Source organism: Pseudomonas phenolilytica (assembly GCF_021432765.1).
GTDB lineage: Bacteria > Pseudomonadota > Gammaproteobacteria > Pseudomonadales > Pseudomonadaceae > Stutzerimonas > Stutzerimonas phenolilytica.
This window is the reverse complement of the sequence record NZ_CP058908.1, coordinates 3,376,659-3,389,710: the sequence shown is the minus strand read 5'-3', so window position 1 is coordinate 3,389,710 and position 13,052 is coordinate 3,376,659. Positions and strand designations below refer to the sequence as shown.

Annotated in this window: 8 protein-coding genes; 4 read left to right on the top strand and 4 right to left on the bottom strand. The window is 64.7% G+C overall.

Going from position 1 to position 13,052, the window contains the following annotated elements; genetic code table 11:
- Position 1: 1 nt before the first annotated feature.
- The gene (locus HU825_RS16105) at positions 2-961 is read right to left on the bottom strand and encodes an AAA family ATPase (RefSeq protein ID WP_003289560.1); all 960 of its coding nucleotides are present in this window, start codon (positions 959-961) and stop codon (positions 2-4) included.
- A 186-nt stretch (positions 962-1,147) separates the two neighbouring features.
- Between HU825_RS16105 and HU825_RS16100 the strand changes: the two genes are divergently transcribed.
- Complete coding sequence (locus tag HU825_RS16100; protein WP_234302461.1) at positions 1,148-6,010, top strand: NAD-glutamate dehydrogenase; 4,863 nt, start codon at positions 1,148-1,150, stop codon at positions 6,008-6,010.
- Positions 6,011-6,054: 44 nt separating this feature from the next.
- On the opposite strand, the gene HU825_RS16095 is transcribed toward HU825_RS16100, so the two are convergent.
- Complete coding sequence (locus HU825_RS16095; RefSeq protein ID WP_234302460.1) at positions 6,055-6,951, bottom strand: DUF6685 family protein; 897 nt, start codon at positions 6,949-6,951, stop codon at positions 6,055-6,057.
- 187 nt (positions 6,952-7,138) lie between these two features.
- On the opposite strand from HU825_RS16095, the gene HU825_RS16090 reads away from it, so the two are divergent.
- Both HU825_RS16090 and HU825_RS16085 read left to right on the top strand, forming a co-directional pair.
- On the top strand, positions 7,139-7,360 hold the full coding sequence (locus HU825_RS16090) for a DUF2835 domain-containing protein (protein WP_234302459.1): 222 nt from the start codon (positions 7,139-7,141) through the stop codon (positions 7,358-7,360).
- A 90-nt stretch (positions 7,361-7,450) separates the two neighbouring features.
- Positions 7,451-8,482, top strand: coding sequence for a quinone-dependent dihydroorotate dehydrogenase (locus HU825_RS16085; RefSeq protein WP_043297037.1), 1,032 nt, complete (start codon positions 7,451-7,453; stop codon positions 8,480-8,482).
- 119 nt (positions 8,483-8,601) lie between these two features.
- Here the strand turns inward: HU825_RS16085 and rmf are convergent, their stop codons facing one another.
- The gene (rmf, locus tag HU825_RS16080) at positions 8,602-8,817 is read right to left on the bottom strand and encodes a ribosome modulation factor (protein ID WP_043297034.1); all 216 of its coding nucleotides are present in this window, start codon (positions 8,815-8,817) and stop codon (positions 8,602-8,604) included.
- Between the two features lie 357 nt (positions 8,818-9,174).
- Here rmf and rlmKL point away from each other — a divergent pair, with 357 nt between their 5' ends.
- The gene (gene rlmKL / locus HU825_RS16075; RefSeq protein WP_234302458.1) at positions 9,175-11,352 is read left to right on the top strand and encodes a bifunctional 23S rRNA (guanine(2069)-N(7))-methyltransferase RlmK/23S rRNA (guanine(2445)-N(2))-methyltransferase RlmL; all 2,178 of its coding nucleotides are present in this window, start codon (positions 9,175-9,177) and stop codon (positions 11,350-11,352) included.
- A 68-nt stretch (positions 11,353-11,420) separates the two neighbouring features.
- Here rlmKL and dacB read toward each other — a convergent pair whose 3' ends face one another.
- Positions 11,421-12,878, bottom strand: a complete 1,458-nt coding sequence (gene dacB, locus HU825_RS16070; protein ID WP_234302457.1) for a D-alanyl-D-alanine carboxypeptidase/D-alanyl-D-alanine endopeptidase — start codon at positions 12,876-12,878, stop codon at positions 11,421-11,423.
- Positions 12,879-13,052: the final 174 nt, after the last annotated feature.

Sequence of the window (13,052 nt, the reverse complement as noted above, 5' to 3'; positions counted from 1 at the left end):
TTCAGGCGACCGCGACCACGTCGAGGATGCGTTGCAGCACGCGGTCCTGGTCGATGCCGGCGGCTTCGGCCTCGAACGAGAGGATCAGGCGGTGACGCAACACATCGAAGAGCATGGCCTGGATGTCTTCCGGGCTGACGAAGTCGCGCCCGGCCAGCCAGGCATGCGCCCGCGCACACCGGTCGAGTGAGATCGAGCCGCGCGGGCTGGCGCCATAGGCGATCCATTCGGCCAGCTCGGCGTCGTACTTGGCCGGGGTGCGCGTGGCCATGATCAGCTGCACCAGGTACTCCTCCACCGCGTCGGCCATGTACAGCCCGAGGATTTCCTTGCGCGCGGCGAAGATCGCCTGCTGGCTGACGCGATGCTCCGGCGCGGTTTCGCCATTGATGGCCTCGCCGCGCGCCTGCTGCAGGATGCGACGCTCCACCGAGGCGTCGGGAAAGCCGATCTTGACGTGCAGCAGGAAGCGGTCGAGCTGCGCCTCGGGCAGCGGGTAGGTGCCTTCCTGCTCGATGGGATTCTGCGTGGCCATGACCAGAAACAGCGGCGGCAGGTCGTAGGTGCTGCGGCCGATGCTGACCTGGCGCTCGGCCATTGCCTCGAGCAGCGCCGACTGCACCTTGGCCGGCGCGCGGTTGATTTCGTCGGCCAGCACCAGGTTGTGGAAGATCGGCCCCTGCTGAAAGACGAAACTGCCGGTTTCCGGGCGGTAGATCTCGGTGCCGGTGATGTCCGCCGGGAGCAGGTCGGGGGTGAACTGGATACGGTGGAACTCGGCTTCCAGGCCTTCGGCCAGCTCCTTGATCGCGCGGGTCTTGGCCAGGCCGGGGGCGCCCTCGACCAGCATGTGGCCATCGGCGAGCAGGGCGATCAGCAGGCGCTCGATCAGGCGGTCCTGCCCGAGGATCTGGGTGGAAAGGAACTGTCGCAGCGCGATTATCGACTCACGATGATCCATCGTTTCAAGGCTTCCGGTGGGGAGGAAACGCCGGCGTGCCCGGCTGCTGGCGTGCGGCCCCGCGCCGCGCCGACGAGCGCGTCACTTTACTGCATTTGCGGGCATCTGGACTAACGTTGAACCATGAGCCTGTGGCCTCGGTCACTACCGACGGTCCCCCTTTCTGTAAGCCAGATGGAGCATTTCATGGCGTTCTTCACCGCTGCCAGCAAGGCCGATTTCCAGCAGCAGTTGCAATCGGCCCTGGCACAACACGTAGACGGACAGCTGCTTGCCCAGCTGGCGCTGTTCGCCGAGCAGTTCTTCGGCATTGTTGCGCTGGCCGAACTTACCGAGCGACGTATGAGCGACCTGGTCGGCTCGACCCTGGCGTCCTGGCGCCTGCTGGAACGCTTCGAGCCGGAGCATCCGCAGGTGCGGGTATTCAACCCGGACTACGAGAAGCACGGCTGGCAGTCGACGCACAGCGTGGTCGAAGTGCTGCACCCGGACATGCCATTTCTGGTCGACTCGGTGCGCATGGAACTGACGCGCCGCGGCTACAGCATCCACACCCTGCAGAATAGCGTGCTGCAGGTGCGCCGCGCGGCCGATGGCAGCCTGCTCGAGCTGTTGCCGGCGGATGTGGTCGCTGACGACAGCTCGGTCGAGTCGCTGATCTTCATCGAGATCGACCGCTGCGCCAGCCCAACTGATCTGCGTGAGCTGGAGCAGGCGCTGCTCGGCGTGCTGGCCGATGTGCGGCTGGCGGTTGGTGATTTCCATGCGATGAAGAGCAAGGTGGCGGAGGTGCGCACCCTGGTGCAGGCGGGCGATCTGGCCCAGCGCATCGATGGCGACGAGCTGGCGGAAATCGAGGATTTTCTCGATTGGCTGGCCGATGATCATTTCACCTTCCTCGGCTACGAGGAATTCACTCTCAGCGACTCACCCGAAGGCGGCTGCATTGTCTACGACGAGGGCTCTCTGCTCGGACTGTCGCGCAAGCTGCGGGTCGATCTGAGCGCTGAGGAACGCTCGCTGCTGCCGTCGTCGCTGGCTTATCTGCGCGAGCCGCTTCTGTTGTCGTTCGCCAAGTCGTCGACGCCCTGTCGCGTGCATCGTCCGGCTTATCCGGATTTCGTCTCGATACGGGAGTTCGATGCCCACGGCCAGGTCGTGCGCGAGTGCCGTTTCATGGGCCTGTTCACCTCGTCGGTGTACACGCAGAGCGTGCGGCGCATCCCCTACATCCGGCGCAAGGTCGATGCGGTGGTGCGGCGTTCCGACTTCGGCGGTTCGACGCATCTGGCCAAGGAGCTGGTGCAGGTGCTGGAGATGTTGCCGCGCGACGAGCTGTTCCAGGCTTCCGAGCGGGAGCTGTACGAGAACGCCGTGGCCATCGTGCAGATTCAGGAACGGGCGCGGTTGCGCCTGTTCCTGCGCTTCGATCCGTACCGGCGCTTCTGCTATTGCCTGGTCTACGTGCCGCGCGACAGCTATTCGACCGAGTCGCGCATGCGCATGCAGCAGGTTCTGCTGGATCGCTTGCAGGCCAGTGATTGCGAGTTCTCCACCTACTTTTCCGAGTCGGTGCTGATTCGCGTGCAGTTCATCCTGCGCCTGGACCCCAGCCGGTTGCCGGAAGTCGATCCGCAACGGCTGGAACAGGAGGTGCTGCAGGCCTGCCGCAGCTGGCAGGACGAGTACGCCGGGCTGGTGGTCGAACGCTTCGGCGAAGCGCAGGGCATCAACCTGCTCGGCGACTATCCCAAGGGCTTTCCGGCGGGCTACCGCGAGCGCTTCTCGGCGCAGTCGGCGGTGGTGGACATGCAGCACGTGCTCAGCCTGAGTGACGAGCGCCCGCTGGTGATGAGCTTCTACCAGCCGATCACCGCCGAGGAGAACCGCCTGCACTGCAAGCTCTACCACATCGATACGCCGCTGCCGCTGTCGGATGTGCTGCCGATCATGGAGAACCTCGGCCTGCGCGTGCTCGGTGAATTTCCGTTCCGCCTGCAGCACAAGAGCGGGCGCGAGTGCTGGATTCACGATTTCGCGTTTACCTATGCGGCAGGGCTGGAAATCGACCTGCTGGAAATCAACGAGCCGCTGCAGGATGCCTTCGTCAACATCAACAACGGCGCGGCGGAAAACGATGCCTTCAACCGCCTGGTGCTGACGGCCGGCCTGACGTGGCGCGAGGTGGCGCTGCTGCGCGCCTATGCACGTTACCTCAAGCAGATTCGCATGGGCTTCGACCTGGGCTACATCGCCAGCACGCTGCTCAACCACACCGATATCGCCCGCGAGCTGGTGCGCCTGTTCAAGACGCGCTTCTACCTGGCGCGCAAGCTCGGCGAGGACGACCTGGCCGACAAGCAGCAGCGGCTGGAGCAGGCCATCCTGACCGCGCTGGACGAGGTCGCTGTGCTTAACGAAGACCGCATCCTGCGGCGCTACCTGGCACTGATCAAGGCGACCCTGCGAACAAACTTCTACCAGCCGGACGCGAACGGCCGGGCCAAGGAGTACTTCAGCTTCAAGTTCGATCCGCGCGCGATCCCGGAAATGCCGCGACCGATCCCGATGTTCGAGATATTCGTCTATTCGCCGCGCGTCGAGGGCGTGCACCTGCGGGCCGGCAAGGTGGCGCGCGGCGGCCTGCGCTGGTCCGATCGCGAGGAGGACTACCGCACCGAGGTGCTCGGCCTGGTCAAGGCGCAGCAGGTGAAGAACGCGGTGATCGTGCCGGGAGGCGCCAAGGGCGGCTTCATCCCGCGTCGGCTGCCGGCCGGCGGTTCACGTGACGAGATCCAGGCTGAGGCCATCGCCTGCTACCGCATCTTCATCAGCGGCTTGCTGGATCTCACCGACAATCTCAAGGACGGCCAGGTGGTGGCGCCAGCCGGTGTGCTGCGCTATGACGCGGACGATCCCTACCTGGTGGTGGCCGCGGACAAGGGCACCGCAAGCTTCTCCGATATCGCCAACGGCATCGCCGCGGACTACGACTTCTGGCTCGGCGACGCCTTCGCCTCCGGCGGCTCGGCCGGGTATGACCACAAGAAGATGGGCATCACGGCGCGCGGCGCCTGGGTTTCGGTGCAGCGGCACTTTCGCGAGCGCGGGATCGATGTGCAGCGCGATGCCATCAGCGTGATCGGCGTCGGCGACATGGCCGGCGACGTGTTCGGCAACGGCCTGCTCATGTCGCCCGCGGTGCAGCTGGTGGCGGCGTTCAACCATTTGCACATCTTCGTCGACCCCGATCCAGACCCGGCAGGCAGTTTTGCCGAGCGCCGGCGGCTGTTCGAATTGCCGCGTTCGGCCTGGACCGATTACGACAGCGCGCTGATCTCGCCCGGCGGCGGCGTGTTCTCACGATCGGCCAAGCGCATCGTCATCACCGCGCAGATGCGCGAACGTTTCGCCATCGACGCCGAAGAGCTGACGCCGAACGAGCTGATCAATGCCTTGCTCAAGGCGCCGGTCGATCTGCTGTGGAACGGTGGCATCGGCACCTACGTCAAGAGCAGTACAGAAACCCATGCCGACGTCGGTGACAAGGCCAACGACGCGGTGCGTGTGGACGGCAACGAGCTGCGCGCCAAGGTGGTGGGCGAGGGTGGCAACCTTGGCATGACCCAGCTGGGGCGCGTGGAGTTTGCGCTGCATGGCGGCAGCAGCAACACCGATTTCATCGACAATGCCGGTGGCGTGGACTGCTCCGACCACGAGGTGAACATCAAGATTCTGCTCAACGAGCTGCTGGCCGCCGGCGACATGACCGGTAAGCAGCGCGACCACCTGTTGCACGAGATGACCGACGCGGTCGCCGAACTGGTGCTGTACGACAACTACAAGCAAACCCAGGCCCTTTCACAGGCTCAGTACCGCTCGCGCGAGCGCGCCGGTGAATACGTGCAGCTGATCGCGGCGCTGGAAAGCGAAGGACTGCTCGATCGCAAGCTCGAGTTCCTGCCCAGCGACGACGCGCTTGCCGAACGGGCTGCGCTGGGCAAGGGGCTGACCCGTCCGGAGCTGTCGGTACTGATTTCCTACAGCAAGATCGAGCTGAAGGAGGCGCTGCTCAAGTCACGTGTGCCGGATGACGATTACCTCGCCCGCGAAATGGAGAGTGCTTTTCCGCAGCTGCTCGGCGAGCGCTACCGCGACGTCATGCTGCGCCATCGTCTGCGGCGCGAGATCGTCAGCACGCAGATCGCCAACGATCTGGTCAATCACATGGGTATCACCTTCGTTCAGCGGCTCAGCGAGGCTACCGGCATGAGTGCCGCCAACGTCGCCGGTGCCTATGTGATCGTGCGCGACATCTTCCATCTGCCGCACTGGTTCCGGCAGATCGAGGCGCTGGACTACAAGGTGCCGGCCGAACTGCAGCTGCGGCTGATGGATGAGCTGGTCCGGCTCGGCCGACGGGCAACCCGCTGGTTCCTGCGCAACCGCCGCAGCGAGCTGGACGCCGCCCGCGACGTTGCGCATTTCGGTCCGCGTGTCGCCGCGTTGGGGCTCAAGCTCGACGGGCTGCTCGAAGGTTCGACGCGCGAACTCTGGCAGTCGCGTTACCAGCGCTACACCGCCGCGGGTGTTCCGGAACTGCTCGCGCGAATGGTCGCCGGCACCAGCCACCTCTATACCTTGCTGCCGATTCTCGAGGCGGCGGACGAAACCGGGCAGCCACCGATCAAGGTCGCATCGACCTATTTCGCCGTTGGCGGCGCGCTGGAGCTGCCCTGGTATCTGCAGCAACTCACCAGCCTCCCGGTGGAGAGTACCTGGCAGGCACTGGCGCGCGAGGGCTTTCGTGACGATCTCGACAGCCAGCAGCGCGCTATTACCGTGTCGATTCTGCAGATGGAAAGTGGCGCACAGCAGCCGGCCGCCTGCGTCATGGCATGGCTGGAGCAGCGTGGCTATCACGTCGATCGCTGGCGCGGCATGCTGGCCGAGTTGCGCGCCACCAGCACGCCCGACTACGCGATGTACGCCGTAGCCAGCCGCGAGCTGCAGGATCTGGCGCAGGCGCCCGCGGGGCATGGCGACTAAGGGGGGAGTGTGGCGGCTAGGGATAGCCGCCATTGTGGACGGTCTTACGCGTCTTGCGGCTGGCCGAGCTTGAAGCGGGTGATCTGCGGCAGGTTGCGCAGATAGCGCACCATGTCCGGCGCGCCGGCACGTTTCAGCCCTTCGCCGATGGCGCTGGCGGTGGGGTGGTGTTTCTCCAACAGCAGCAATTCCGAGTTGCTGGCGTCGCGCAGCACGGTCAGGCGCGCATAAGGCACCTGCGTGTCGAGCAGCAGCGCCATGAACTCCGCATCGCTCCAGGCCTGGGCGGGCATCGCGATGGCGTGGTACTGCTCGTCCAGCGCGCGCAGTCCGGCCCGGTCGAGGCGATAGACGACAAGCTCGGCAGGCATGAGCAGCTCCAGGCCACGCAGGCGCGCGTAGGCCACCGCACTGGCGAATGCCTCGACATGGTGCTCACCCGCCCAGTACAAGCGCTCGCCCAGCCAGCCGGCCTGGCGCAGCTCGATGGGCTCACCCTGTGCATGGCCGGGCAGGGCGATGCCGAGGGTACGCAGGAAGTCCTTGTAGCTGATGATGCGAGTGCGCCGGCAAGCCTCGGTGGCGGCGAATGCTTCGATGCTCGAATAGGCGATCCCGTCTGGGCTCTGGCCGCCGAGGCCGTCGATCTGGCGCAGGTCCATGCTGGTCAGAGACTGGCTGTCTTTTTGAATCAACCGGCTCAGCGCAGCATGCGCGCGCGCCTTGTCTTCCTGTACCGGACCCGAAAGCGCACCGCGCGGCAGCTCCAGTAGACGCTGCAGGCACGGACCGTCGTTCCAGAAAATGCTTGGCTCCGGCTCGTAAAGCGGTGCGAAAGGCAGGTTCAGCCGACTCGCACGCTCGAGCGTCTGATGGCCGGGTTGCGCGCGCAGCCCCAGGCGCTGGGCCAGGCGGGTGAGGTGAGTGGACAGTGAAGGCATGGACTCGGGCAGGCTCGTCACGATGCTTGAGCTCGGAAAGTACGCTTGGGAGTGTGGCAGACCGAGCCGCGAAGCGCACCTGCCTTGCGCGCATGATGGGCCGGGTAGCGACGAGTCGATCGGCTATGGCGGCCGGAACGGTACGCCGATGTGCGAGGATTGTTGCAATTGAACACGAGGAGCCTCCATGCCTAGCCTGGTGCTGGATATCGCACTACCTGCCGAACGCCTGCTGGCTGCCTATCAAGGGCACGCCAACCGCGTCCTGCTACGCAGCCGCGACGGCAGACGAATCAGCCTACCGGTGCATCATCTGCGGCCCTTTGTGACTCGCGAAGGGGTATTTGGTTCCTTCGAGCTGGAATTTGCCGAGCAAGGCCAGCTGCTCGGCCTGCATCGCTTGCGCTGAGGTGCCTTCTGAGCAGCCTTGCAGGCGGCTGAAACACCGCGTCGCCTGCTATACTCCGCGGCCATCACTTCCCGAGATTCTAGGCTGCGTATGTATAACCTGGCCCGCCAGATGCTGTTCAAGCTGTCCCCGGAAACGTCTCACGAGCTGTCGCTCGATCTCATAGGCGCCGGCGGCCGTCTGGGTATCAACCGGTTGCTGAGCAAGTCGCCGGCCAGCCTGCCGGTGCGCGTCATGGGCATCGATTTCCCGAACCCGGTCGGGCTCGCTGCAGGCCTGGACAAGAACGGCGAGGCCATTTGCGGATTGTCGCAGCTGGGCTTCGGTTTCATCGAAGTCGGCACCGTCACGCCGCGCCCGCAGCCGGGCAATCCGAAGCCGCGCATTTTCCGCCTGCCGGAAGCCGAGGCGATCATTAATCGCATGGGCTTCAACAATCACGGCGTCGATGCGCTGCTCGCACGGGTGGATGCCGCGCATTTCAAGGGCGTGCTGGGTATCAACATCGGCAAGAACTTCGATACGCCAGTGGAGCGCGCCGACGAGGATTACCTGCTGTGCCTGGACAAGGTTTACCACCATGCCAGCTATGTGACCGTCAACGTGAGTTCGCCCAATACGCCGGGGCTGCGCAGCCTGCAGTTCGGCGACTCGCTCAAGCGCCTGCTCGAAGCGTTGCGCCTGCGCCGCGAGGATCTGGAGATCGAGCATGGCAAGCGGGTGCCGCTGGCGATCAAGATCGCCCCGGACATGACCGACGACGAAACCGTGCTGGTAGCCGAGGCGGTTCTGCAAGCGGGAATGGATGCGATCATCGCGACCAACACCACGTTGAGCCGTGAGGGCGTTGCAGGGTTGGCGCATGCCGACGAAGCAGGCGGATTGTCGGGCGCCCCGGTGCGCGAGAAATCCACCCATACCGTGCGCGTGCTGGCGCAGACCCTCAGCGGGCGATTGCCGATCATCGCCGTGGGCGGGATCACCGAGGGGCGCCATGCCGCTGAGAAGATCGCCGCCGGGGCGAGCCTGGTTCAGTTGTATTCGGGATTCATCTACAAGGGGCCGGCGCTAATTCGCGAGGCGGTGGACGCGATTGCCGAGTTGCGCGCGAAGGCGCAGTGACTAAGAGGTCGGAATCGAGATCGGAATCGGCCCGATGCGGGGCTCCGGATCGGAGCCCCTGGGCTTCTAGCCCGCCGCCCGGATGGGGCGTGCGATGAGGAGTCGGTCAGGTCGGGTAATCAGCCGACCGCGTGGAGTTCGTTCAGTCGATGCAGACCGGCGGTGCCGGTCAAACCATCCCAGTTGTCGCCGCGACCCTCCCGCCAGCCGTTGATCCAGGCTTGGCGCACATTGGGATGGGTGAAAGGACACAGGTCGCGAGATTTGCCATGTATGCCGTGTTGATAACCGCGCAGGAATGCTCGTTCCATCGGATCACGCTTGAGTCTTCTCATTGGGTATTGCCCTCAGTGGTTGACTGGTGTTCCTGGTGGCCTCATGGCGAGACCGGGCAGACAGGGCTGCCGTTGGGTCCGCTGCCGGCGTGGCGGACGCCATCGACCTCATTGCGATGGTCGATTGGGACGAGTTCTAACCCAATGGCCGAGAGGCTGGAATGATCGTTTTGTCATAAGTAGGTAACCAAACTATGGTTCAGCCCATAAGCAGTGTGTACTGCCGGGCCTAGAGCCGCCCGCCCGCAACCGCGCGATTGCGCCGTTGCGCGTCTGTGTGACGCAGGGCATTTTTTTGCTGAGCCATTCCGACGAAGGGTCGGATCGTTCCGCTTCGAACACTCACTGGAAACATCCATGACCGACCGTCACGAACTCATTCTCACCTGTCCCAAGGGACTCGAAGGCTTGTTGCTGGAGGAAGCCCGGCAATTGGGACTGGAGGACGCGCGTGAGCAGACCGCGGCAATCCGCGGTTTCGGCGCCCTGGAAGTCGCGTACCGCCTGTGTCTCTGGTCGCGCCTGGCCAATCGCGTACTGCTGGTGATCAGCCGCTTTCCGACCACGACCGCCGAAACCCTCTACGAAGGCGTGCGCAGCGTGGACTGGGCCGAGCATCTGGAGCCCGGTGGCAGCCTCGCGGTCGAGTTCAGCGGGCGCGGGTCGGGTATCGACAACACTCATTTCGGGGCGCTCAAGGTCAAGGATGGCATCGTCGACCGTCTGCGCACCGCCAGCGGCGAGCGACCCACGGTCGACAAGCTGAACCCCGACTTGCGCGTGCACCTGCGCCTGGACAAGGGCGAGGCGGTGCTGTCGCTCGATCTGTCCGGGCACAGCCTGCACCAGCGCGGCTATCGCCTACAGCAGGGCGCTGCGCCTCTCAAGGAAAACCTGGCGGCGGCGGTGCTGATCCGCGCCGGCTGGCCACGCATTGCGGCGGAAGGCGGCGCGCTGACCGATCCGATGTGCGGCGTGGGTACTTTCCTCATCGAGGGCGCCATGATCGCCGCCGACATCGCGCCCAACCTCAAGCGCGAGCGCTGGGGCTTCAGCGCCTGGCTCGGACATGTGCCGGCGTTATGGCACCGCCTGCATGATGAGGCCGAGGCTCGCGCTGCAGCCGGTCTGGCACGTCCGCCCTTGTGGATTCGGGGCTACGAGGCCGATCCGCGCCTGATCCAGCCAGGACGCAACAACATCGAGCGTGCCGGGCTGGGGAGCTGGATTCGCATCTATCAGGGTGATGTGGCGACGTTCGAGCCGCGTCCCGACCAGAACCAGAAAGGGCTGGTCATCTGCAACCCGCCCTATGGCGAGCGTCTGGGTGATGAGGCAAGTCTGCTGTATCTCTACCAGAACCTCGGCGAGCGCCTGCGCCAGGCCTGTCTCGGCTGGGAGGCGGGGATCTTCACTGCGGCGCCGGACCTGGGCAAACGCATGGGCATTCGCAGCCACAAGCAGTACGCCTTCTGGAACGGTGCGCTGCCGTGCAAGCTGCTGCTGATCAAGGTCGAGCTCGACCAGTTCGTGACTGGCAATCGTACCGCGGCACCGCAGTCGAACGCCGCGCCGGCGCCGGTTGAAGTTGCGCGGCTGAGCGAAGGCGGGCAGATGTTTGCCAATCGCCTGCAGAAGAACCTGCGTCAGTTGGGCAAATGGGCGCGCCGCGAGGGCATCGAGTGCTACCGGCTGTACGACGCCGACATGCCCGAATACGCCGTGGCGGTGGATATGTATCGCGACTGGGTGCATGTGCAGGAGTACGCGCCGCCGCGCTCGATCGACCCGGACAAGGCCCAGGCACGCCTGCTCGATGCCCTGGCGGCCATTCCGCAGGCGCTCGGTGTGCCGCGCGAGAAGGTCGTAGTCAAGCGCCGCGAGCGGCAGAGCGGGACGCGCCAGTACGAGCGGCAGGCGGCACAGGGACAATTCCTGGAGGTCGTCGAAGGCGGCGTGAAGCTGCTGGTCAACCTCACCGACTACCTCGATACCGGGCTGTTCCTCGATCACCGGCCGCTGCGCCTGCGCATCCAGCGCGAAGCGGCGGGCAAGCGCTTTCTCAACCTGTTCTGCTACACCGCGACCGCTACGGTGCACGCGGCCAAGGGCGGCGCGCGCAGTACCACCAGTGTTGACCTGTCGCGGACCTATCTGGATTGGGCCCGACGCAATCTTTCGCTCAACGGTTTCTCCGATCGCCAGCGGTTGGAGCAGGCCGATGTCATGGAGTGGCTGGCTGCCGATCGCGGCGAATACGATCTGATCTTCATTGATCCGCCGACCTTCTCCAACTCCAAACGGATGGAAGGGGTGTTCGACGTGCAGCGTGACCATGCGGTCCTGCTGGACCTGGCTATGGCGCGGCTCGCGGCTGGTGGCACGCTGTATTTTTCCAACAACTTCCGCAAGTTCGAACTCGACCCGAGTATCGCCGAGCGCTACGCGGTGGAGGAGATCAGCGCCGCTACGCTGGACGAGGATTTCCGGCGCAACCCGAAGATCCACCGGGCCTGGCGACTGCAGGCTCGCTGACGGCGGGCATCGCTAGAATGCATGGCTAGAAATGCATGAGGGCGGCCCGGAGGCCGCCCTCATGGTAATCAGCGCTGGGCTGTGTCCGCGTGACGTTGGTTGTGCAGGCTAACCAGCACCTGATCGAGGATGGATGATGCACCCCACGGGCGTGGATGGTTGAGAATCGCCACCACCGCCCAGGTATTGCCGTCGCCATCGCGGCTGTAGCCGGCAATCGCGCGCACGGTGTTGAGCGTACCGGTCTTGATGTGCGCCTTGCCGGCGACTTCGGTGTTGCGCAGGCGCTTGCGCATGGTGCCATCTACCGCAGCAAGCGGCATCGAGGAGATGAACTCCGCTGCATACGGGCTGCGCCACGCGGCCTGCAACAGACTGGCCAGTTCGCGTGCGCTGACGCGTTCAGCGCGCGAAAGGCCGGAGCCGTTCTCGATGACCAGATGCGGGGAAATCAACCCCTTCTTCGCCAGCCACTGCCGAATCACGCGCTGCGCGGCCTTGGAGTCGTCGCCATCCGCTTCGTTGCGAAACTCCGCGCCGAGGCTGAGGAACAGCTGCCGGGCCATCGTGTTGTTACTGTACTTGTTGATATCGCGGATGATCTCCACCAGGTCCGGCGAGAACGCCCGCGCCAGCAGGCGCGCATCGTCCGGCACCTGGGCGACGCGATCCTGGCCGAGAATGCTGCCGCCCAGTTCCTGCCAGATTGCGCGCACTGCGCCTGCGGCGTAGTTGGGATGGTCAAGTAGCGAGAGGTAGGTCTGGGATCGGCAGCCGGCGGCCAGTTTGCCGCTGACCACCACTGTCACGCCGTCGGCATCGCGGACCGGGTTGAACAGTACGTCCGGCCAGCCTGGGCATTTGGCGGCTGGCAGCGGCTTGACGCGGTTGTCGATCTTCACGTTGGCAATCGGCGGTTCGACGGCCACGCTCACCTTGCCTGCATCGTTGCGCACGATGAAGCGCAGCGCCTTTAGGTTGACCAGCAGCGAGTCGGGGCCGACCAGAAAGGGTTTGTTCTGGTCGCCGCCATCGTCATTGAAAATTGGCAGTTCGGGCTGGATGAAATGGCTGCGATCGAGCACCAGATCACCGGTGACCTTGCGCACGCCGTTGGCCCGCAGATCACGCAGCAGCAGCCAGAGCTTCTCCATGTTCAGCTTCGGATCGCCGCCACCCTTGAGATAGAGGTTGCCGTTGAGCGTGCCGTCGACCAGCGGGCCGTCGGCATAGAATTCGGTCTTCCACTGGTGGCTGGGGCCGAGCAGTTCCAGCGCGGCGTAGGTCGTCACCAGTTTCATCGTGGATGCGGGGTTGACCGAGACGTCGGCGTTGACGAAGGTCGGTGCGCCTTTGGCGTTGAGCGGCAGCATCACCACCGACAGGGCATTGGTCTCGATCTTGTTGGCCTTGAGCGCCTTGACTACCTGCGGCGGCAGGTTCTGGTTGACCGGCGCAGCGTGCGCGGGCCAGGCCAGCGGCGCCGCCAGTGCGGCGATGGCCATGCAGCGGAGAAATTTATTCATCTGACGGCGCCTCTGAAAAACGGGCACGAATTGCTGGTCGCGGCATACGGATTCCCACTGCTTCAAGGGAAAAGGTGCGGGCATTATGCCTGCGCACCGGAGGCACGGTGCCCCCACTCCGATAAGCGTAGCCGGGCAGGCCATCATCCTGCAAAAGGGCAGTGCGATGAATAT